The 21,975-nt window shown below is 36.6% G+C and carries 26 protein-coding genes and 1 tRNA gene; 13 read left to right on the plus strand and 14 right to left on the minus strand.

Annotated elements, in window-relative coordinates; all coding sequences use genetic code 11:
- The first annotated feature begins 4 nt into the window (after nt 1-4).
- The 3 genes from HNQ94_RS17520 (at nt 5) to HNQ94_RS17530 (ending at nt 2,824) form a co-directional block, all read left to right on the plus strand.
- On the plus strand, nt 5-1,267 hold the full coding sequence (locus HNQ94_RS17520; protein ID WP_174497542.1) for an ABC transporter permease: 1,263 nt from the start codon (nt 5-7) through the stop codon (nt 1,265-1,267).
- Nucleotides 1,264-2,352, plus strand: a complete 1,089-nt coding sequence (locus HNQ94_RS17525) for an ABC transporter permease (RefSeq protein ID WP_174497543.1) — start codon at nt 1,264-1,266, stop codon at nt 2,350-2,352. Before HNQ94_RS17520 ends, HNQ94_RS17525 begins: the two co-directional genes overlap by 4 nt.
- 175 nt (nt 2,353-2,527) lie before the next feature.
- Nucleotides 2,528-2,824: a hypothetical protein gene (locus tag HNQ94_RS17530; RefSeq protein ID WP_174497544.1), complete on the plus strand. Its 297-nt coding sequence runs from the start codon at nt 2,528-2,530 to the stop codon at nt 2,822-2,824.
- Nucleotides 2,825-2,843: 19 nt separating this feature from the next.
- Here the strand turns inward: HNQ94_RS17530 and HNQ94_RS17535 are convergent, their stop codons facing one another.
- Nucleotides 2,844-3,224, minus strand: coding sequence for a YhfM domain-containing protein (locus tag HNQ94_RS17535; RefSeq protein WP_174497545.1), 381 nt, complete (start codon nt 3,222-3,224; stop codon nt 2,844-2,846).
- A gap of 182 nt (nt 3,225-3,406) precedes the next feature.
- Here HNQ94_RS17535 and HNQ94_RS17540 point away from each other — a divergent pair, with 182 nt between their 5' ends.
- The 4 genes from HNQ94_RS17540 to HNQ94_RS17555 all read left to right on the plus strand — a co-directional run bounded on the left by HNQ94_RS17540 (nt 3,407) and on the right by HNQ94_RS17555 (nt 9,233).
- Entirely contained in the window at nt 3,407-4,387 is a 981-nt protein-coding gene (locus HNQ94_RS17540; protein WP_174497546.1) for a Gfo/Idh/MocA family protein, read from the plus strand.
- A gap of 21 nt (nt 4,388-4,408) precedes the next feature.
- Nucleotides 4,409-5,386: an aldo/keto reductase gene (locus HNQ94_RS17545; RefSeq protein WP_174497547.1), complete on the plus strand. Its 978-nt coding sequence runs from the start codon at nt 4,409-4,411 to the stop codon at nt 5,384-5,386.
- 288 nt (nt 5,387-5,674) lie between these two features.
- The gene (locus tag HNQ94_RS17550; protein WP_174497548.1) at nt 5,675-6,118 is read left to right on the plus strand and encodes a MarR family winged helix-turn-helix transcriptional regulator; all 444 of its coding nucleotides are present in this window, start codon (nt 5,675-5,677) and stop codon (nt 6,116-6,118) included.
- A 16-nt stretch (nt 6,119-6,134) separates the two neighbouring features.
- A complete protein-coding gene (locus HNQ94_RS17555; protein ID WP_174497549.1) occupies nt 6,135-9,233 on the plus strand; it encodes an MMPL family transporter in 3,099 nt (1,032 codons plus the stop codon).
- 248 nt (nt 9,234-9,481) lie between these two features.
- Here the strand turns inward: HNQ94_RS17555 and HNQ94_RS17560 are convergent, their stop codons facing one another.
- Entirely contained in the window at nt 9,482-10,360 is an 879-nt protein-coding gene (locus HNQ94_RS17560) for a carbohydrate kinase family protein (protein WP_174497550.1), read from the minus strand.
- Entirely contained in the window at nt 10,357-11,259 is a 903-nt protein-coding gene (locus HNQ94_RS17565) for a pseudouridine-5'-phosphate glycosidase (RefSeq protein ID WP_174497551.1), read from the minus strand. Before HNQ94_RS17565 ends, HNQ94_RS17560 begins: the two co-directional genes overlap by 4 nt.
- Before the next feature lie 180 nt (nt 11,260-11,439).
- On the opposite strand from HNQ94_RS17565, the gene HNQ94_RS17570 reads away from it, so the two are divergent.
- Nucleotides 11,440-11,826, plus strand: coding sequence for a GNAT family N-acetyltransferase (locus tag HNQ94_RS17570; RefSeq protein WP_174497552.1), 387 nt, complete (start codon nt 11,440-11,442; stop codon nt 11,824-11,826).
- 48 nt (nt 11,827-11,874) lie between these two features.
- Here the strand turns inward: HNQ94_RS17570 and HNQ94_RS17575 are convergent, their stop codons facing one another.
- The 6 genes from HNQ94_RS17575 to HNQ94_RS17600 all read right to left on the minus strand — a co-directional run bounded on the left by HNQ94_RS17575 (nt 11,875) and on the right by HNQ94_RS17600 (nt 15,320).
- Complete coding sequence (locus HNQ94_RS17575) at nt 11,875-12,645, minus strand: ABC transporter permease (RefSeq protein WP_174497553.1); 771 nt, start codon at nt 12,643-12,645, stop codon at nt 11,875-11,877.
- Nucleotides 12,645-13,556, minus strand: coding sequence for an ABC transporter ATP-binding protein (locus HNQ94_RS17580; RefSeq protein ID WP_174497554.1), 912 nt, complete (start codon nt 13,554-13,556; stop codon nt 12,645-12,647). Before HNQ94_RS17580 ends, HNQ94_RS17575 begins: the two co-directional genes overlap by 1 nt.
- Before the next feature lie 2 nt (nt 13,557-13,558).
- Nucleotides 13,559-13,759 carry a PLD nuclease N-terminal domain-containing protein gene (locus HNQ94_RS17585; RefSeq protein ID WP_174497555.1) on the minus strand — a complete coding sequence of 67 codons (201 nt, stop codon included), beginning with the start codon at nt 13,757-13,759 and terminating at the stop codon, nt 13,559-13,561.
- A gap of 249 nt (nt 13,760-14,008) precedes the next feature.
- Entirely contained in the window at nt 14,009-14,233 is a 225-nt protein-coding gene (locus HNQ94_RS17590; protein WP_174497556.1) for a LysM peptidoglycan-binding domain-containing protein, read from the minus strand.
- Nucleotides 14,234-14,381: 148 nt separating this feature from the next.
- Entirely contained in the window at nt 14,382-15,113 is a 732-nt protein-coding gene (locus HNQ94_RS17595) for an Rv1352/Rv1906c domain-containing protein (protein WP_174497557.1), read from the minus strand.
- A 134-nt stretch (nt 15,114-15,247) separates the two neighbouring features.
- A tRNA-Ala gene (locus tag HNQ94_RS17600) sits at nt 15,248-15,320 on the minus strand.
- Nucleotides 15,321-15,522: 202 nt separating this feature from the next.
- On the opposite strand from HNQ94_RS17600, the gene HNQ94_RS17605 reads away from it, so the two are divergent.
- Nucleotides 15,523-15,957: a hypothetical protein gene (locus tag HNQ94_RS17605; protein WP_174497558.1), complete on the plus strand. Its 435-nt coding sequence runs from the start codon at nt 15,523-15,525 to the stop codon at nt 15,955-15,957.
- Nucleotides 15,958-16,321: 364 nt separating this feature from the next.
- Here the strand turns inward: HNQ94_RS17605 and HNQ94_RS19850 are convergent, their stop codons facing one another.
- Together HNQ94_RS19850 and HNQ94_RS17615 are read right to left on the minus strand one after the other, a co-directional pair.
- A complete protein-coding gene (locus HNQ94_RS19850) occupies nt 16,322-16,444 on the minus strand; it encodes a YfhE family protein (RefSeq protein ID WP_174497559.1) in 123 nt (40 codons plus the stop codon).
- A 94-nt stretch (nt 16,445-16,538) separates the two neighbouring features.
- A complete protein-coding gene (locus tag HNQ94_RS17615; protein ID WP_174497560.1) occupies nt 16,539-17,084 on the minus strand; it encodes a GNAT family N-acetyltransferase in 546 nt (181 codons plus the stop codon).
- A gap of 349 nt (nt 17,085-17,433) precedes the next feature.
- On the opposite strand from HNQ94_RS17615, the gene recX reads away from it, so the two are divergent.
- Both recX and HNQ94_RS17625 read left to right on the plus strand, forming a co-directional pair.
- Complete coding sequence (gene recX, locus HNQ94_RS17620; RefSeq protein ID WP_174497561.1) at nt 17,434-18,258, plus strand: recombination regulator RecX; 825 nt, start codon at nt 17,434-17,436, stop codon at nt 18,256-18,258.
- Between the two features lie 14 nt (nt 18,259-18,272).
- A complete protein-coding gene (locus tag HNQ94_RS17625) occupies nt 18,273-18,626 on the plus strand; it encodes a YfhH family protein (protein WP_174497562.1) in 354 nt (117 codons plus the stop codon).
- 328 nt (nt 18,627-18,954) lie between these two features.
- On the opposite strand, the gene HNQ94_RS17630 is transcribed toward HNQ94_RS17625, so the two are convergent.
- On the minus strand, nt 18,955-19,113 hold the full coding sequence (locus HNQ94_RS17630; protein WP_174497563.1) for a YpzG family protein: 159 nt from the start codon (nt 19,111-19,113) through the stop codon (nt 18,955-18,957).
- A 2-nt stretch (nt 19,114-19,115) separates the two neighbouring features.
- On the minus strand, nt 19,116-19,277 hold the full coding sequence (locus tag HNQ94_RS17635; protein WP_174497564.1) for a small, acid-soluble spore protein K: 162 nt from the start codon (nt 19,275-19,277) through the stop codon (nt 19,116-19,118).
- A gap of 126 nt (nt 19,278-19,403) precedes the next feature.
- Here HNQ94_RS17635 and HNQ94_RS17640 point away from each other — a divergent pair, with 126 nt between their 5' ends.
- Nucleotides 19,404-19,667, plus strand: a complete 264-nt coding sequence (locus tag HNQ94_RS17640) for a YfhJ family protein (protein WP_174497565.1) — start codon at nt 19,404-19,406, stop codon at nt 19,665-19,667.
- Between the two features lie 58 nt (nt 19,668-19,725).
- Here the strand turns inward: HNQ94_RS17640 and HNQ94_RS17645 are convergent, their stop codons facing one another.
- A complete protein-coding gene (locus tag HNQ94_RS17645) occupies nt 19,726-20,718 on the minus strand; it encodes a metal-dependent hydrolase (protein ID WP_174497566.1) in 993 nt (330 codons plus the stop codon).
- Between the two features lie 61 nt (nt 20,719-20,779).
- On the opposite strand from HNQ94_RS17645, the gene mutY reads away from it, so the two are divergent.
- Nucleotides 20,780-21,859, plus strand: a complete 1,080-nt coding sequence (gene mutY, locus HNQ94_RS17650) for an A/G-specific adenine glycosylase (protein ID WP_376697757.1) — start codon at nt 20,780-20,782, stop codon at nt 21,857-21,859.
- The last annotated feature ends 116 nt before the right edge of the window (nt 21,860-21,975 follow it).

Raw genomic sequence — 21,975 nt, forward strand, 5'->3', positions numbered from 1 at the left:
ATATATGATTTTCAATCTTGTGAAAAAACAGTTACTCCTAATTATTCGTAATCGGCAAAATTTCACTTTATTGTTAGCAATGCCACTAGTGTTAGTGTTCATCATTAAATTTGCCATTGGTGATTTAATGCACCAGGATGTTCCTGAAATTGATGCAGCAGTTGCAATTGTAGAACATACAAACGAAGAAGAAGACATTCAAAGATTAGTAGATGAGCTCATGCTGTTACCGATGGAAGAAGGGGATAAAGAAAAGATAAAAAATAACTTATCTTCTTTTCAACCAATTCAAATTTTAAAAGATCAAGTATTTGGGCATGAACAATTAAAAGAGATGTTCACACTTGAAGAAATAACACCAGAGGAAATAGAGAAAGCAAAACAAGAGGAGCTATATACGGCAATTATTGAAGTACCCGCTGGTTTCAGCTACGAGTTAGTAAAGAGTACGATTTTTAATGGGAAGTCTGATGCCCAGCTAACGCTATATGTTGATCAAGGAGAAGATTTCGTTGCTAATATCGTAAAAGACTTACTCCTCACCTTTGAAGAGCAAATGCATACAAGTTCTGTTTTAGAAAGAAATGGGTTAGCAGATTTAATGGTAATGCCTGAGGATATTAAAGGGGAAATTCACTCTATATCTAAAGTCGATCCCGTTTCCGGTACAACGTATTATGCAGTCGGGATGAGCGTCATGTTCGTTTTATATATTGCTTCCACAATGGGCTCTTATGCTTTTGAGGAAAAACGAATCCATGTGTTTGATCGGATTTTATTAGCAAATGTATCAAGATGGATTTTTTTTACGGGAACTTTTTTTGCTAGTGCGATTATAGCTCTAGCACAGCTATTTATTTTATATGGGTTTTGTGCCGTAATCTTTGGGGTCCACTGGCCGAATGTTACACACTTTCTACTGATTTCACTAGGAGTAAGTCTGGCAGTAGGAGGTATAGCTTCGCTTCTAACGGCAATTAACTATCGTTTTCAATCAGAAACAGCATCGACTGTTTTTAGTAGTGTCATTATTACGGTTTTCGCCTTCCTTGGAGGAAGCTTTTATCCAGTTGGTAATTTGTCAGAGCTAGTTAAATTTCTTGGTGACTTAACACCTAACGGGGCTGGAATGTCCGCTTATTTAACTAGTGCTCAAGGATATGGCTTTAGCGAAATATATATGTACTTGATTTATTTATTACTATTTACAGTTGTCATGATTCTTGCGGCTGTATGGACCTTTCCAAAAAGGGGGAAGGAAGCATGAAAGGTATTTTATATGCTCAACTCAAACTTTTAATTAGAAACCCAGCAACATTTTTAATCATGACAGGTATTTGTATTTTATTTGCCTTTTTTATAGGTAGTAGTAGTGGTACGTATCAGTCTTACATTCCTATTTATAGTGAAATGGAAGAAAAGGAAACCGAGCAGGTGTTAAGCCATTTGCAGCAGTATGGGGCACAGAATTATGAGCTTGTGGAAAAAGAGGTGCTAGAAAAGGAGGTTCGGGAAGGATCAGCAGAGGCGGGGCTATTTTTATTTGACGATCATTATGAAATAGTGATTGCTTCTAAGACAGGGACTTTCACCTTACTAGAACAAAATATTCAAAAGGCTTACGGTCATTATCTGCAAGAAAAGCAACTAAAGCAAGCGGATAATGTGAATGGGGCTCAACTAATTAAACAACTTAATGAACCAATGTTTACCGTAGAGACGAAGACGTTTTTCGGAGAGGACTCCTTTATTTATGACAGTAAATTACAGGCGATATTTGGTTTTGCAGTCTTCTTCGTTATTTATACGATTGCATTCAACGTCATTCATATTTTAGTAGCGAAGCAAGAAGGAATATGGGATCGTATAATCTTATCCCCTTCAAGGAAATGGGAAATGTACGTAGGAATATTATGCTATGCTTTCTTTTTAGGGTATATCCAAGTGGTTATCGTCTTTAGTTTCTTCCGATATGCTTTAGGAGTTAATTTTTATGATGGGTTCGGAAATGCGCTATTAGTACTTATTCCATATGTGCTGGCGATTGTTTCCTTATCTGTTCTAATAGCGGGAATATCTAAAACTACCCAAACCTTTAATGCAATCATTCCAATTGTATCGGTTAGTTTTGCGATGATTGGTGGGTCATATTGGCCAATTGAAATCGTAACGAGTAAATTTATGCTCGCCCTTTCTAAAATAGATCCGGTCACGTATGTGATGGATGCTTTAAAAGCAGTAACCATTTATGGGGAACCAATTTCAGGTGCACTTTTTCCTATTAGTATATTAGTACTAATGAGCGTTGTGATGATGGGTGTTGGTATTAACTTAATGGAACGAAGAAGCTAGTAAAGTTGGGGATGTTGAGGTTCTGATGATCCCGAATAAAATAGGAAAGAATCCTCGTTATCAACATGGATAACGGGGATTTTTTTTGAAAAACTACTATTCTAGTTGGAATGTTCTATTTTTTAAGATATGATTATAGTAATATTGGTAATTTTTAGGTGTAAGGGGAGAAAATATGTATAGAACGTTGTGGGAATATAAACAATATCAATTGGCTAATCTTAAAGTATTTGAAGCTGACATGACGGAATTATATACAATGGGGAATGCTTATCCAACCGAAATATACGGGACGAATGAAGGGTATAATGTATTTGTTTTTCTAAATGGTCTCGAGAAAGAAGAGGTAGTTTTTGCCCAGTCGTATTCAAAAGCAAAAGCAATGGATATTGCCAAAAAGGAATTAAGAGAGTTTGCAATAGAAAAGTTCCGTCATAAAATAAAAAATCCGCAATTTGCATACGGATTTTAAAGATATTTTTTTATGTATTCTAATTCCAAAGTGAATGGATCGCTTTAACATTTTCCTCATTCAGGTCATATCCAATAGTTGATTTTTTAGGATCCATTACCATACCTGCCGTACTACTTAGCCACATGTAAAGTGGTTTATGATCATTATTTTTAAAGGTAAAAGTAACTTCATAATCCTGTTGTTGTATATCAATAACGCCATCAATTTTTTTCACTTCGGTAAAAGCATTTTTAAATACTTCAATATCCTTTTCATTTGTTATATAGTAAGTTGCTCCGTTTTCCGTATTGGTTAGAACGATTTCTTTAATTGGTTTATTAGGTAAAAGGTTAGAATTGGTACATGCAGCCAAAAGCAAGATTGATAAGCTACTCAAACAAATTAGTACTTTCCTCATCCCATTTCCCCTTTCCTTATAATAGACGATTACATATAGGGAAATGTTTCAGAAAATTTCAAAGAATTGGCAAAAAAATAGTAAATGAATGTCATGATGCATAGGTCCTTGATTTAAATCATTTGTTACATCGTTATTTAACGTTATGATAGTGGTACAGGTAAACAAAGGAGGAAAACCAAATGACTAAAATTCGTTGGGGGATTTTAAGTACAGCTAATATCGCACAAAAGGCATTAATTCCGGCTATTGGACGAGCAGAAAATGCAGAAGTCGTTGCTATTGGAAGTGGAAATCCTAATGTAAAGGAAGTTGCTGAAAAATTTAATATTCCTACTGTTTATAACAGCTATGATGCACTATTAGATGATCCAAATCTTGATGCTGTTTATATACCGTTACCAAATCATTTACATAAGGAATGGGTAATGAAAGCGGCGCAAAAAGGTAAGCATGTTTTATCTGAAAAACCTGCAGCATTAAATGCCGAAGAAACCAAAGAATTAGTGGAAGCGTGCAAAAAGCATGGCATGAAATACATGGAAGCGTTTATGTATCAATTTCATGGTCAACACAAGCGTGTAAAAGAAATCATTGCGTCTGGTGAAATTGGTGACGTTCAACTAATGAAATCTAGCTTTTCCTTTTTCATGGCTAACCCTGAAGGTAACATTCGTATGGATCCCAAGATGGGTGGGGGAAGCATTTACGATATAGGCTGTTATTGTATTCATTCCATCCGACACATTTTAGATGATGAACCAGAAGAGATATATGTGGAAGCGGATATGCATCCAGAATATAACATCGATAATTCTGCTTATGGCATTTTCAAAATGAAGAGCGGTGTTCGAGCCATGTTTGATTGCAGCTTTACTATGCCTTTCCGTACAGCTTATGAGGTTATTGGTTCGGAAGGTGTTATTAAAGTTCCACGAGCTTTTCGTCCGGATAAAAATGATCATGAAGGCTTAATTGTTATAGAAAAAGAGGATAACGTCCGAGAAGAAATAGTTGTCACAGATCAGTATAAAACACAGGTTGAACATCTATCCAATGCTATTTTAGAAAATAAGGATCCGATTTATTCCGGAGAAGATACGATAAAAAATATGAAAATCATCGATGCCTGTTATGAATCAATTAAACAAAATACAAAGTAATTTTCGGAGGGATAGTTAACTATGAAATATCGTAAGCTTGGAGATTTAGAAGTAAGTGAATTAAGCTTTGGAACGTGGGCGATAGGTGGTTCCTGGGGGAAAACGTCAGATGAAGAAGCTTTACGTGGGCTACAAGTTGCGATGGATGCGGGAGTTAACTTTTTTGATACAGCAGATGTCTATGGAGATGGGCATAGTGAAGAACTTTTAGCACAAGCAACAAAAGGGATAGAAGACGACATTTATATTGCTTCTAAGTTTTGTCGAGCGGGAGATATTTATGATCCAGAAACATACTCGGAAAAATCAGTCCGAAGCTATTTAGAAAATACATTAACGAGATTAAATCGCGAACGTCTAGACCTATATCAAATACATTGTCCCCCATTAGAAATTTTAAAGGATGGAAGTGTGTTTACAGTCTTAGATAAGCTACAGCAAGAAGGGAAAATTAGGCAGTACGGTGTGAGTGTGGAAACAGTGGAAGAAGGGATGCTTTGCTTAGAAAATCCAAACGTAAGGGCCTTACAAGTTATCTTTAACATTTTCCGCCAGAAGCCATTAAAAAGATTGTTACCGGAAGCAAAGGAAAAAGGTGTTGGCATTTTAGCGCGTGTCCCGTTAGCAAGTGGACTGTTAACAGGTAAGTTCCAAAAGGATGCGAGCTTTGAAGCGGATGATCATCGAAACTTCAATCGAAATGGAGAACAGTTCAATGTCGGAGAAACATTTGCGGGGTTAGAATTCCATAAAGGGGTCGAACTTGCCTCTGATCTTAATTGGATTGCAGAAGGTCGTGGGAACATGACGAGAGCTGCTTTACGTTGGATTCTAGACCAAGAAGAAATTTCATCCGTTATCCCAGGATTTAAAAATGTAAAGCAAGTAGAGGACAGCTTACAAGCTTTAACGGTTCCTTCTTTCCATGAAGAGGAGCTGGCAAAGCTTAGAAGTTTTTATAAACAAAATGTACATCAACATATACGTGGAGCGTACTAGATGAGTAAATCCCAAGAGGCTAAGCCTTTTGGGATTTTTTTACTTTAAGAAAGTTTAACTTTGTTAAAGGATTAAAGTATAAGAAAAACTAAGGCTTTCGCCATTAGGACTTGGCGACAAGCCTTAGTTTTTCTAATCAAGATAAGTATAGATTCTCTCCCTTAAAGAATTATAAAAATACAATATTTTTTAATTGCAATCCACAAAAAATGGTGGTATTTTTAAATAGTTCTATTGTAGAACTATTCACTAATGAAACTAGTTTTTATTTTTTAAAGAGGTGATGGAATGGACCGTAAACTACTACATGAACTAATAGAAGACTATACATCCGCAATGAATGAGGTCAATCGCAGAATTAGTGCCATTATGAATGATCGGGTTCATGAAGAACTAACGGGTGACCAGTTTCTAACGATGCGCTATATACAAAAAAATGAACCGTGTACTAGCTCCGACATTGCGAATGAATTTGGCATTGTGAAAAGTGCTGTTACGGCTCAGGTTAATCGACTATACGAAAAAGGCTTAATTGAAAGAGACCGTGATAGTGATGACCGAAGAATTGTTTACTTGCGTTTAACTACAGAAGGTAAAACGTTGATGAAAGAAGGCACAGATAAATTATATGAAGTGTTAGGCGAAATATTATCTAATTTTGATAAAGAAGAAATGACCTTTTTTATTTGGCAACTCCAGAAATTAGCTCGCATTTTAAAGGAAAATGGATAGGAAGGGGTAACTATCAATGCGTAAGGTTATTCAATTTCGTTGGTTGATTTTTGTGTTGTGGATAGCAGCTGCAGTCTCTTTGCTTTTATTTTCCCCGAATCTTCAAGAACTAGTAAGAGAAAAAGGCCAAATCACAATCCCGGAAAGCTACTCTTCTGTCATTGCGGGTAATTTAATCGATGAAATGTCATCAGAAACCGCAGAGGACTCCATAAGTGGTGTTATTGTTTTTCGTGATAACCATGGCATTAGTGATGATGGAAAAGCAGAAATACAAGCTGCTATTAAACTGTTAAAGGAAAAAGAAATCGAATTAGGAATTTCAAATATATTAGATTTCTCTGAAGATGAGCGAATAGCAGAACAAGTCATTTCAGAGGATAACACAACTATTTTAGTTCCGATGAATGTCTCGTTCCAAGATCAAGAAATTGAGGAGTCAAGAGAAAAAATCTATGATGCTATTAGTCATGTAAAAGTCGAACACCTTTTAACAGGCGAAGAGTATATTCAACAAGATATTATTATTAACTCAGAAGAAGGGTTAAAAAAGACGGAATACATTACGGTTGGATTCATTTTACTTATTTTATTTTTAGTTTTCCGTTCCTTAGTGGCCCCATTTATTCCGCTTATTACAGTGGGGATTAGTTATTTAGCTGCACAAGGAATCGTATCGATTTTGGCGGATACCGTTAATTTTCCGCTATCCACGTTTACCCAAATTTTTATGGTAGCTGTTATGTTTGGGATTGGTACTGATTATTGCATTTTACTTATTAGTAGATTTAAAGAAGAACTAGCCAATCATGATTCTACGAAAGAAGCAGTTATTGCCACGTACAAATCAGGTGGGAAAACGATATTTTTTGCCGGTTTAGCGGTGTTGATTGGATTTTCGACGATTGGATTATCTACATTTTCTCTTTATCAATCAGCAGTTGCTGTAGCGGTTGGGGTAGCAGTTGTTTTACTTGCTTTACCTACTTTAGTTCCGTTCTTCCTCGTTTTGTTAGGCAAAAAAATGTTTTGGCCATTTGATAAAAATGTTGCTCATAAGCAGAGTAAGCTATGGGGAGCAGTTGGTAACTTCGCATGGACACGTCCAATCGTTGCATTGCTCATTGTTGTTGCTATTACAATCCCTGTACTACTAACTTACGATGGGGTGAAGTCATACAATTCATTAGAAGAAATAGGGGACGATTACGGTTCCGTTAAAGGTTTTAATTGGATTGCTGATAGTTTTGGTCCGGGAGAAACAATGCCAGCAACAGTTGTTTTACAAACGGATGAGAAAATAGACGATGCAGTAGAATTTCAAGATATTGAAACAATTTCTCACCGTCTTGCTCAAATTGAAGGAGTAAAAGCGGTAAGAAGTGCGACAAGACCGACAGGCGAAATTTTGGAGAACTTTAAAATAACGAATCAAACAGATCAATTGGGTGAGGGGATTGGGCAAAGTGTGTCCGGCATTGATCAAATCCAAACGGGTCTAGATGAAGCTGCTGAGCAAATCAGTAATAATCAGCCTCAATTAGAGGAAGCGGAAGAAGGGATCGAGCAGCTTTTAGGAGGAACTTTAGAGGCAAACAACGGTGTAGGTGAAATGATAACGGCACTAACCCAGATCCGTGACGGAATTGTATCTGGCTCACAAGGTGCTGAGGAAATGAAAGAAAATCTCGTTCTCATTAGAGACGGGGTCCAAGATGTGATTGATTTTAATCAGATGTTAGTAACTAATTTAGGCGAGGTGGAGCAAGGATTAAAACCACTCGTTCAGGCTTATCAAGGATACTTCGGTGCTATAAGTGGTGCATACAATATTTTAGCGAATAATGTACAGGAACACCCTGAACCGGAAAAAAATGAGCAATTACAAACAGCGATTGCTACACTCAGGTCTGTAGTAAATGGTACAGATGATAGTCCGAGTATGGAGTACATTAATACACAACTCACTACTATGAGTGAAGGATTAACAACTGCAATTCAACAAATTAATGAACAAACAAAAGATAGCAATCCGGAGCAGCTTATAGAAGGCTTAAACGCATTAATAGGTGGTTTAGAAGAGCTTCAAATTGGCCTAGGTCAGGCAGCTAGTGGGCAAAATCAAGTGATAAATGGTGTCCCAGCGCTTCAAAGTGGATTAACACAAATTTATGGTGGTCAAGAAGAATTGCAAAATGCATTCGTCATGATGCAGGACCAAATGACACAGCTTTCTGATGGTTTAACGCAAAGCGCAGATGGCTTGGACCAAGTATCGGAAGGGTTATCTCAAGTGGAAAATTACCTGGGAGAATTTTCGGCAGAAGGCTCTACTCCAATGGTAAGCATTCCGAAAGAAGCACTAGAAAACGAACAATTTATGGAAGGTATTAAACCTTATTTGTCAGAGGACAAAACGATTACGAAGTTTGAAGTTATTTTAGAAAATAGCCCTTATTCTACAGAAGCAAAGAATTTAATCGAGAAAATTTCCCAAACAGCAGAGGATGCTCGTGTAAATACTTCCTTTGAGAATGCGTCACAATCCATCGGAGGAATAAGCAGTACGAATAATGATTTACAAAATATGTCCGATGAGGATTATTCAAGAACAGTTGTCTTGATGCTAGCAGGAATTTTTATCATTTTAGTTATCCTGCTAAAATCATTAATTATGCCAATCTATTTAATCGGTTCTCTCGTTTTAACTTATTTCACATCAATGGGCATTGCAGAACTAATTTTTGTTAATGGATTAGGGTTTGAAGGAATTAGCTGGGCAGTTCCATTCTTCGCCTTCGTTATTTTAATGGCATTAGGAATTGACTATAGCATTTTCTTAATGGATCGATTCAATGAATACAAAGATATGAATGTGCGTGAAGCATTAATGACTTCGATGAAAAATATGGGAACCGTTATTATTTCAGCGGCAGTTATTTTAGGTGGAACCTTTGCAGCGATGCTTCCATCAGGAGTGCTATCATTACTACAAATAGCTACGATCGTATTAGCTGGTCTTTTCCTTTATGCAATGGTGATGCTACCATTATTTATTCCTGTAATGGTGAAATTACTAGGGAAAGCAAACTGGTGGCCATTTAATCGTTCCTAATTTAAAACCCTTTTGAGTATCTTGCTCAAAAGGGTTTTTTACTGTTAAAAATAGTGATGCACGAAGGATAAGTTTACGTGAACAGTTGATATACTGTTATGAACTGCTGATACTTTGCTATGTACTTCTGATAAGTAATCGTCAAATCCTGATAAAGTTGCCTGAACTTAAGAAATATACAATAAACTCCAAATCAACAATCTTCTCACGAAAGCAATCCCTTATCTAAAAGAAAAAAGCCTATCCAATTAACTAGATAGGCTAGGTCTACCGCCGTATTTTTGTACAGCTGTAGCGGCTATTTGATTGGCAAAAGTTGCTGAAGCAAAAATATCCTTTGTTTTTTCATATTTAGCGAGGAATGCGCCAATAAAGGAATCACCTGCACCTGTTGTATCTACTGCTTTCACTTTCGTAGCAGTAATATATTCCCCATTAGGAAGCAGACATCCTTTGTCTCCAAGCTTTAAAATAGGATTAGCACTCATTTTTTTTAAGGCAACCATTATCGCATCAGGGTCTTGTTCACCAGTGAGGAATACACCTTCCTCGTAGTTAGGAAATAGAAAATCTACGTCCTCCGCAAAAGTGATGATACGCTTTTTAAACTTTTCCAAGAAATAAGTGGAACTAGGGTCAAGAGCAACAGGCACGTGATGAGCTTTAGCAATTTCCTTTGCTTTTACCATAGCCTGATACGTGTTTTCCTGAAACAATGCGTATCCAGAAATGTAGAGACAACTACTCTGTTGAATCGTTTCTTCAGAAGCCTCCACTTGATCAGGTGATAAATGGATATTCGCTCCACGATCCGTATACATCGAGCGCTCACTTGTGGATTCATCGACCAAAATAATTATCTTACCAGTTTCCAGAACAGGGTCTCGTTCCACAGCAGTTGTAATGCCTAATTGTTTTGCTTCCTTTAATAAAAAGTCACCATATAAATCATTACCGACCCGCCCGACTAGGGTGCTGTTTGATTCGCATTTTGCAATCCAGGCAGCGACATGATTAGCTTGCCCACCCGCATAAGTAGCAATGGACGATTCACTATCTGTTCCGAAGTGATTTCCCTTATGGCTAACAATTAGATCTACAACTAAATCACCTATTGTGGTAATCATGGTTGGCGGTACCTCACGGCAATTTGAGCAGCAATCTTTGCGTTGTTTTTGACAAGGGAAATATTTGCTTTTAAGCTATCGCCACCTGTTTTGTCCTTGATTTTTGCTAATAGGAAAGGAGTAATATCCTTTCCGCTTACATGCTGTTCATCTGCTTCTACGAGTGCTTCATCAATAATCCCTTGAATAAATTGTTTATCCATCGCATCTTCCGTAGGGACTGGAACAGCTACATGAATGGCTTGCTCCAATGATAAGTGTTCTTTGACTTTCATGATGTTAGCTAGTTGCTGAACGGAACCACTGGGAACTGGGATACCCGTATCTTGGAAATAGAAACCTGGATATCGGTCTGTTTCAAATCCATAAACAGCAACACCAAGTGTTTCTAATAATTCAAGTGTTTTGGGGATATCAAGTATGGATTTTACACCAGCTGACACGATACAGATGTTACATTTTGCTAGAGTGATTAGGTCTGCAGATATATCTAGGTGCTCGGCAACATTTCTATGTACACCGCCTAAACCACCAGTTGCGAAAAAACGAATTCCTGCTTCATTAGCAGCATAGGAGGTTGTTGCAACGGTTGTTGCGCCGGTTTGTTTACTAGCTAAAACTCCAGGTAAATCACGAATACTTGTTTTGACTACACCTTTTTCCGTTGCTAATCGTTCGATTTCTTCCGGCGTTAAGCCGATTTTAATAAATCCATCCATAATGGCAATAGTAGCAGGCACTGCGCCTTCTTGGCGAATGATTTCTTCTACCGTGGAAGCCATTTCTACATTTTCTGGGTAGGGCATACCATGAGAAATAATTGTTGATTCTAAAGCTACAATAGGTTTTTTTTGATCTAATGCTTCTCGTACTTCATCACTGAATTTTAACATCAACATGGAAACTCCTCCTTGATTAACTCTTGCATCCATCATTTATGAAAAGCTACTCATTAGTATGAAGCTTAACGTATTGTTTTTATGTATGTAGGATTTCACAGGCAATTATATCAAATATTGTCGACTTATGTAGGCATTAATTGGTATAATTTCCATAAAAAATATAGGGGATTACTAAAAATGAACATACGGGACTATGAAGAAAAGTATTTTGCCGATATCCAACAATTAAATAAAGAAGAGGGTTGGAGTAATCTCGTCAAGCATGATGAAGAGACGAGGTTAGCTTGGGAAAACTCAAATGTGACGATGGTCGCGGAGGTTGAAAATAATATTGTGGGCTATATTAGAGGCTTAACGGATGGAGCTGTAACGCTGTATATTTGTGAATTGTTAATAAAGAAATCTTATCGAGGAATAGGTATTGGACAGGCATTATTAAACGCTTGTCATAATCGCTATCCGAAAACTCGAATGGAGATGCTTGCTTCTACAAGCTCAGAAACTTATTATAAACAGCTAGGTTTTCGCCCGTTTTACGGCTATAGAAAAACCATAGAGGAATAAAAAAACAGTCCCGATTATCACAACTAGTGATGAGGGACTGTTTTCCTATTAAAGCTCTTTATTTTTTAAAATAGTAACAGCGGTAAAAAGTAAGAGCACAATAATTGCCAACGTTGTAGCCATTGTTGCCCACATGTCACCTGTCATTGTTCCTGTGTGCAAATACTCATTTACATAAGAGGATAAATGTCCAGGGCTCCATGATAAAATATGCCCAAAAATGCGGGTAATAATAGTTATAGCAATTAATAAAGCAATGGAAAGAAATAAAACAAGTCCTGGATTTTTAACCAACGTATTCACGAATACAGAAATTGTAATAAAGAATAAAATGTACATCGTATAAATCAAGAAAGAAACAATAAATGTAGAAAATGCAAGTTCACCGTATAGTATGTTCACATAGTACCATCCACCTAAATAACCAAGGAATACAGAAGAAAGGACTAATAAAGATAACCCAGCCCATTTAGCTGTAATATAATTGCTATATTTTACAGGTTTAGATAATACGAGCTCATATACACCACTTTTTAACTCCCCAGCAATGAGTCCCATGGAAATTAATGCAATCACCATAACACCTAACATATTAAATTCACTAATACTCATATACAAAGCAGCAGGTGGGTCTGGGATCGGGATATTTAATTCCGCACCTTCAGGCATTCCACCAACAGATTCTAAAATTTTAGGTAGGTAGTATGTAGTAATCTGATCCATAATACCGAAAAGTAAAAATACCATAGGAACCCAAATCCATTTAACGTTTCTTGCGTACTCAACCATTTCTTTTTTGAAAATAACAGCCCATTGCATTATTGATTCACCACCTTCATAAATAAGTCTTCTAATGTCGTCTTAGCAATTTCAAATTTAGTTAGTGGCCAATCATTTTGTACAGCTAGCTGTAAAATTTCCGCTCTTGACGCAATAACGTCACTCGATATAAATTCAATCGATTGCTTTTTAAACTCTATATCCGTAATATGGGAAAGTTTATTCAGTTTCTCTTCCATGTCAGCAGGAATGTTATCCTGGAATGCTAATATGATTTTACCTGAATCATATAAATTTCCTAATTCATCTAGGGAACCTTGCTCCACTAATTCTCCGTGATGAAGAAGCAAAAGTTCATCACTAATTTCCTCTGCATCATTTAAAATATGAGTGGAAAATAAAATCGTAGCATCCTTTTTAATTTCTCTCATTAAATTTAATACTTCTCGTCTACCTATTGGATCAAGGGCAGAAACTGGTTCATCAAGCATAATTAATTTTGGTCGATTCATCATTGCTTGAGCAATTCCTAAACGCTGTTTCATCCCACCAGAATACTTACCAATACGTTGTTTTTTAGCATCTGTTAATCCAACTCTATCCAACAGTTCATCTGCTCTACTATCTGCTTCCGATTTGGATAGATGCGATAATTGCCCGACATATATTAAAAATTCTTTTCCAGACATCCAATTATGGAATACTGGAAACTGCGGTAAGTACCCAATGTAATTACGAATGTCTGAAGATAAGGATTGTTCATCAAAGGTAATAGTACCGTTTGTTGGTTTACTAAACCCTGCTAGCATTCTTAGAGTAGTTGTTTTACCGGCACCGTTTGGACCTAATAAAGCAACACATTTTCCTGGGGTGAGTTCAAACGTAATTCCTTTTACTACATCTTCTCCATCGAATGATTTCGATAAGTTTTTTACTTCTATTAAAGACATGCTTACTGTCTCCTCCCAAAAATAAAGTAAATAATAGGACCAATACCAGTAACAAATAAAATAATAAGTACCCAAGCCCATTTCGGTCCATTAGCTTTTTCTATCCGTGATAAGTCAATTAAAGCTACAACAATTAAAATTAATTCAATGACTAAAAGTGGGGCAATTAATGCCCAGTTTAACGCTGCTAATTCTTCCCACATGTCAATTCCTCCTTTCCCTTAGAATAGTTACGGCATTTTGAATAGTTAAGTTTCACTATTTTTCCTAAATATTCCTATTTAAATTAAACACTAATCGAAAACCTAGTACAACAAAAAAAGCGACAAAAAATGTCGCTTTTTGTATTTTTTAATCCTTTAAGAAAGTTTAACTATGTTCAAGGAATAAAGTATAAAAACTAAGGCTTTCGACTTAAGGACTTGGTGACAAGCCTTAGTTTTTCTAATAAATTACTCCAAGTTGTCGGGTATTTTTAATACTTGACCTGCATGAATGTGAGTAGATGTTAAGCCATTCTCATTTTTAATTGCATCCATAGATGTACCATGTAACGTAGCGATGGCAATTAATGTATCACCGGCATTTACGGTATATGTGTCAAATTCGTTTTCATGGGAGGAGTGGTTTGTTACTTCAAGATGATTTTGTTCAGTACGTTTATTATTTGGGAACATACATTTGCCTCCCTTTTTTCATTAATTAGCTTGTATAAGTAGTATTTCCAAAGCAAATAAAAGTAGTGGAATAGAGATGAAAAAATAATTGGAAATAGACCCAATAAGAAAGGACATCACGTTATCCGTAATGTCCTCCTCTTTGATTTTATTCAACCTTTGACCATGTAAGGCCACCACTACTTTCAAAACCTCTGTCGCCTTCTTTAATTTCTACAATGGCTGAACCATCTGGATTGCCATTCGCAATAATATCATCAAGATCTCCGCTGAAACCAGCTAATCTTGCCCAGTAGCCACCAAATTCAGATCCTCCACTACTTTTATACGTACCAGGCTCTATATCTTTTCCTACAATGTACATTCCATCACCAAATTCTGTTAGCAGCTCACCCTCATAAGTAGCTTCATCCATTTTTGTCCATTCCCCGCTACCTTGGGTTTCGAAACCTACATCTGTATCAGCTATTTCCACGAGAGCTACACCAGAAGGGTTTCCATTTGCAATAATTTCTTCTAATTCTCCACCAAACCCTGATAGGCGAGCCCAGTAGTTAATCGTACCGGAGCTTCTATACAAACCTGGTTCGATTTCATCATTAACGACATAGGTCCCAGAACCGAACGTATTAGCTTCTGGTTCTGCCGTATCCGTCGTATCTTCTTCCACTGGTTGTTCATCATCTGTAGTTTCCGTATCTTCTTCTGTAGGCGGGGTTTCCTCTGTATCGTTAGGTTGATTTTGCTCCGTATCATCTGCTTGATCTAACTGATCTTCCTCTTCTGTTTCACCACTTGCAAAAATTACAATAAGTAAAATAACAGCAATTAACCAAAACCACCATTTTTTATAAAAAGGCGCCTTTTTTTGTTCTTCCATTACACATTACCTCCAAAATAAAATAGTCACCCTCATTATTCACGTGTTTATTTGATTTTAGTCACCGTTACTTTCATTTACCTGTAAGAAAAAAAGCTACTGCTTGTCTTATTAGACAAACAGTAGCTTCTAGATGGAGCATAGCGGGCTCGAACCGCTGACCTTCGCGCTGCCAGCGCGACGCTCTCCCAGCTGAGCTAATGCCCCATAATATCTATTACAAGTTATAATATAAAACTTTTGATAAGACATGTAAAGCTATTTTTAAAACTTACAAATTACGCGAAAATTGTATTATTTTGGTATAAAGTGTTTAATGGTCGGCACTATTAGGTTAATATATAAAGGTGGAAAAAATTTGTAAACACAATAGAAAAAATAGAGCAATGGTCTTTCTGCATTTTTATGTATGGATTTTAATATCAGCAATGCTATTAGCAACACAAGGTATGAGCACGTGTTCATTGCTGATTTACTTGTTTCTATTACGGGCGTCGTCTGTAAGGAAACGTTAGGTGGTGATTTTGTGTACAGTTGTTTAGTTTTAAGGCATGAAGAAATAACAAATCATACAAAATTATATATGCTAATGGCCACATTAAATGGGCAAAATGCTTATACGTCGAATTCCGAATACCATCTAGAAGAGCCTGTTTTTGAAATTGTGGATGAACAAACCGTTTTAGCTTTATGCAAAAGTGTTCAAAAAGAAGTGATTTTACAGGCTGCAATTCAGTTTGAGACTGCTGCGGTTTATACTTCCTTCTATTTTGATTCCGCTAAAAAGATAGCTAGGAGAAGAGCACTTCGAAACATAGAAAAAAATCACGGAAAGAAATCATAAAAAAAATGCGGCTGAAAGATCAGCCGCCTATCGAATCAATGATTGCCAATGGGGACTATATGGTTAAAGGGGAGGAATCTATTGCCGAACTTAATCGACCAATAAATTAGCATTGACAATCACTTATTAACAATGTTGTCCACAATAAAATACCTTTATACATAGGGAAGGGAAACTTTATGCACAATATCCACAAAAAAATAGGGAGTTATACACATCCTTTTATTCACAATATCACTATACACAGTTAAAAGGATGTATGGACTTATTCACATTGTGCACAACCTTGTGGATAACTTTCATCCACAGAGTAAAAACCACTTTTATCTACTTACTACATACCCTCCATTAATGATGAAAAAACTTATTTATTCTTTGCTCTTTCGTAAGCTTTGTCAGCCATCTTAAACTCTCGCTGATATAACACTTGTTGAGTCTTAGAAATATTAAAATTTTTCGAATCGTGCGGCTTTCTTTCTTTTCCCATATTCACCAGTCCTTTATAAGTAATCTATTTAAAGTTTAACCAGTAGAAGGAATACCTATTCAGTTGCAAAAAAAAGCCCAATTCTTTTTTAGAATTAGGCTTCTTTCTCAGCAAATTGATTTTCTTGATAGTAATGGAACAAAAACTGGTCCTTCGATATTGCGTATAAATCAAACATTTCTTGCTCTTTGTTTATTAACGCATACTCCATTGGATAAAGGCTGTTTGCAAAAACAGAATAAGGTAGCTTTTCAGCTGCTTTTCTGGATCGTAAGTTACCTTTTCTAATTTTCATAAACACAGTAGCAATATTTAGTTCGAAAAATAGTTCATATAAAAAGGCTTCCTTTGCTAGGTTGTTGTAACCTTGACCGAAATAAGGTTTGCCAATCCAAGTCGCTAGAAAACCAGTGTTGTTATGAATGTCGCATAGATTAATGGTTCCAATTGGATGATGCCATTCGTCTAAAATGGTGCGTGAAATGAGTTCGCCACGATCTTCTGCTTCGATTAACTGTTTCGTTAAGAAATAGTACTCATCACTTGAAGCTGCCTTATGTCTTACATAAGGAAAAACTTCCGGATGAGACAATAGCTCGAATAAAGTGCTTGACTCGGATAATTCACGTTTTTTAAGCATACAAAAACCCTCCTTCTAAACAGAGGGCAGTCTCAAGAAAACAAGGTCATACTACAAGCTCGACCTCTCTCCCACCCTCGAATTTTTATCAAAAGCTCACAAAAATTCGGGGTAGGAATCGAACCTACTAGAACCAGCCATTCTGCTGGTGGCGCACCATTTGCCTTCCCTTGCTACATCTAATTGATTAGCTATTTCATATTACATGATTTACAACCAAAATGGAATGGTTTTTTTTAATTATTTTTCTCCTTTTTCCGCCTATTTTCTACGTAATCGCTTTCAACGTTTTGCCAGGAAGATTATTTAGTTGGAATCATGTTAAAATAAAAAAGAAGGAGTGTATGAAATGGGGAAAATCGCTCGTATTACAACACAAAAAAAGAACAAAAGTAGATACAATATATTTATACAAGACGGTAAATCCGATTCGTATGCTTTTAGTGTAGACGAGGATTTACTAGTCAAATATATGCTTAGAAAAGATTTAGACTTAGATGATGCCACTATTGAAATGTTAAAATCACAAGATGAAATACATAAATTTTATTCCATGTGTCTTAATCTGCTTAGCTTTCGGATTCGTTCGGAAAAGGAAATTAAAGATTACTTGCGGAAAAAGGAAGCGGAAGACGAGCAAATTGATAAAGTTGTTCGGCAATTAAAAGAAGAAGGATATATAGATGATCAAGAGTTTGCGAATGTTTTTGTCCGCTCTAGAATGAATACTTCAAGTAAAGGGCCTCTCTTATTAAAAAAAGAGCTTTTTGAAAAAGGTGTAGATCCGGCAAAAACGGAAGAGGGTCTGAAATGGTATACTACTGAGTTACAGCAACGCAAATTAGAAAAATTAGTCGAAAAAAAGCTTAGAAGTGGCAGCAAAAAGTCCTTGCAACAACAGCTTCAGACACTTCAAGCAACCCTTATCCAAAAAGGCTTTAGCAGTGATCTTGTTCAAATGGCTCTGCTAGAAGCAAAGGAAAGCTGGAAGGATGAAGAAGCAGAACAACAAGCAGTCACATACCAGGGATTGAAAATATTAAGTAAATATGAGAAAAAGTCCCAAGGTTATGAGCTAAAACAAAAGGTGAAAGCAGCTCTTTATCGCAAAGGATTTCACATCGATCAAATAGAAGCGTTTATGGATGAACACGTAAAAGAAAATGTAGATTAAAGGAGACATCAACTATGGAAAAAAGATATAGTGAAATGACCGTGGAAGAATTAAGAGAAGAAATTGCAAGACGAACGGAGCAAGCAAGAAAAGCAGAACAAATGGGAATGGTTAATGAATACTCCGTTCATGAAAGAAAGATTGTCATGGCAAAAGCTTATTTAATGAATCCAAAAGATTTCGATAGCGGAGAAATTTACGAAATATTAGGCGATCCCGGCTCTTATTTTAAAATAGATTACATGAACGGAATATTTGCTTGGGGAACAAGAGTAAATAAAAAAGGTGAAAAAATTTCTATTGAAGAAAAAGAAGAGGCACTACCAATCTCTATGCTCGGTGATTATATAGATGAGCTTTCTGAATAAAAGTGGTTCCCTAGTCGTGATGTGACTAGGGTTTTTTGTGGTGTTATATAGGACATTGTACCTGTTTGGCGGGATAAAAGGTGAAAGTGGCGGGATGACCGTGAGAATTGGCTGGATAAACGGATAAAGTGGCTGGGTGAACGGGAAAAGTCGCGTGATAAAAAGTGAATGTCGCGTAATAAAACGGAAAACAGTGGCTGGATGAACAGGAAAAGTGCAAGTAAAATGTGAATGTCCCTCAACATACATAAAAATTCGCCCGAGAAAAGATCCAAACGTCGCACTACGCATTAAAAAAGCTGCCGCCTAAATGGCGACAGCTAAACATTTACGTTCTCTTACGCATTTGAACTGCTGTAATGATTTCTGCTTGAGACTTTCTTGTTTCCCCGTTCACTTGATAAGAAGCCCATTTAGGTTTTGCTCTAGGTGATTGGAAAGGTGTGTTATTTAACTGCTTAAATGGATTTCTATCCTTTTTGCTCATGGTTACTCCACCTCTTTTTCATCTTGTCGAGATGATTTAGCCATTCGTTCCTGGGGATGCGTATTGATTGATCCATCCGCTCGTTTAGAAGAGAAACGAGCCTTTGCGTGTGGTTTTTCTTCGTATCCTTTAATTGGGAAGTCTTTAGCTTTATTACGGACCATACGAAAAACCCCTTTGTTAAAAGTTGCACGCATTATATCGTGCTATAGTATTTTTTGTGATATAGGCAAAATGTATGTGTTAAAATAGATAACGAATTATGGAATTAAACGAATGAGGTGGTAAAGTTGGACGAATTATTTCAACGATTAACCAATGATCTGTTAATGAAAAATGATCAATTAAATGAACAAGAGGCAAGAATGTGGGTAGAGTTATTATGGGAAGATTTTGAAACAACCCGTGCAAAAGCAGGGAGAGAATATAAAGGCAAGGAAATGACTGAATCCATTGTCAAACAGTGGATACAAAATTATGGTCCGAAGCTTCATGAAATGAATTTACACACTGAAAAATGGGAAAAGCGTATCAATCGTGGCAAACCTCATTAACGAATAGAGAAAAAAAGAATTGGCTAATTATCAATAATATAGCCAATTCCTTTTTTCTTTAATTGGTTATCGGTTGGACTTTTTCCTGTAATTTATCTTCTGAATAAATCCAGCCAGTGTAGGAATTCGAAATTTCGTAATTACTATCCAATTTAACAATGGCAACAAAAGGATAATGTTCTTTTGAACGATAACGTAGATCGATAAATCGAACTTCTGTTTCATGATCATGTTCTTCTTCTTCTTCTATTTCCCAGCGATATACAGGGGAAAAGGATAGAAATGCTTGAACATTTTGGTCTTCCAAAGCTTCTGTCATCGCTGGATGATTTGGTAATGGTAAACGTTCAAATTGATCTAACACCATTATTTTTCCATTAATGGCTCGAGCAACATAAAAATGCTCTTTTGTTGTGACAGCAATTCGCCAATAGTTATGCTTTATTGTAGGAGACGTCACAACTTGCTCTACATCCGAAAACCTTTCGTGAATCTGCCTTACAATTTCCTTTTTATCTAAATACCGTTTTAAATAGTACAGTGCCATAACGAAATAGAGAATAAGGAAAGTAATGCCTGGTTCTGCTCCAAAAAACCACCAGGCTGCAATACCTATAATGTGAAGTGAGAAAATGTAAGGGTCAAACGTATTGATGAACCCTAATGCAATCCACTTTCGGTTAATAGGACGAGCCGCTTGCGTACCGTACGCATTAAATATATCTACAAGTACGTGTATTCCGACGGCTAAAGTAGTCCAAAAAAGCAACTGACCATAACTAACTTGTGGTGTAAATAAATGAATGAGGAAGGCAATACTTATTCCCCATAAAAAGATAGCAGGTAAAGAGTGCGTAATACCTCTATGGTTTCGTATATATACAGCGTTATTTTTGAATTTTAGAATAGTATCAAAATCAGGGGCATTTGACCCGACTAATGTTCCAATCATAATGGCTTGAAAAAGAGCAGGATCCTGCTGTACAGAAGTATCTAATGTAGCAAGGCCACCTAGTGCGACTCCCATTGTAATATGGGTAGCTGTGTCCATTAATTGTTCCTCCTTTTTTCTTCAAGCAGACAAAAATTATAAAGGGTGAATGTTTTTGACTATTTCCTTTTTACCTAAACAATTTCCGATTCATGCTTTTCAAGAAGCATTGGTATCATGGTTTAAGCTTGAGCAACGTGATTTACCTTGGCGAAAAGACCAAGACCCCTATAAGGTTTGGGTATCTGAAATCATGTTACAACAAACAAAGGTAGATACGGTAATTCCTTATTTTTATCGTTTTCTAGATAAGTTCCCTACACCGGAGTCATTAGCCAATGCAGATGAACAGGAAGTACTGAAAGCCTGGGAAGGTCTTGGATATTATTCACGAGCCCGTAACCTCCAATCAGCAGTAAAGGAAGTAATGGAAAATTACGGTGGAAAAGTGCCAAACAATCCAAAAGAGCTAGGTAATTTAAAAGGCGTTGGCCCCTATACGAAAGGTGCAATCCTTAGCATTGCTTTTGGACAACCAGAACCAGCAGTTGATGGAAACGTAATGCGAGTATTTTCTCGAATTTTTAAAGTGGAAGAGGACATAGCAAAACCAAAAACGCGTAAAATTCATGAAGATCTAGTAAGGTCCGTTATTTCCAAAGAAGACCCCTCCGCTTTTAACCAAGGATTGATGGAACTTGGCGCTTTAATTTGTAAACCAAGAAATCCAGATTGTTTATTATGCCCTGTACAGGAATATTGTATGGCATATGAGCAAGGTCTAGAAGATATATTACCAATTAAAACGAAAGCGAAGTCCCAACGAGTAGAACCATATGCGGCTCTATTAATAAAGAATGAAAGAAATGAAGTATTAGTGCAAAAAAGACCGGAAAAAGGGCTGTTAGCTAATCTTTATGAATTTCCTATGGCCTCTTTAAAGGATTTAGATTTAACGACGATTCCAAACTGGTTTTATGGAGAATACGGCCTGCATATAGATATTATCCAGAAAGAGACGGTCGTAAAACATGTTTTTTCTCACCTGACATGGGAACTGGATGCTTATTCAGCAACCGTACAAAGTGGGAAACTTGATGTTGGACCTGCGACATTTTGTTCATTAAAGGATTTAGAATTATTACCATTTCCTGTTTCCCATCAAAAGTTATTACCCTTCGTTAAAACCCTATTAACGTAGGGTTTTTTTATTTTATGTAGTGTTCCTCATAAGAAGAATTTTTATTCATAACTGGATTTTATTGGTAATTTAAAATTAGGGATACAATCCGTAAAAATGGACAAATTAAACTTGCG

Source organism: Salirhabdus euzebyi (assembly GCF_014207435.1).
Lineage (GTDB): Bacteria > Bacillota > Bacilli > Bacillales > Alkalibacillaceae > Salirhabdus > Salirhabdus euzebyi.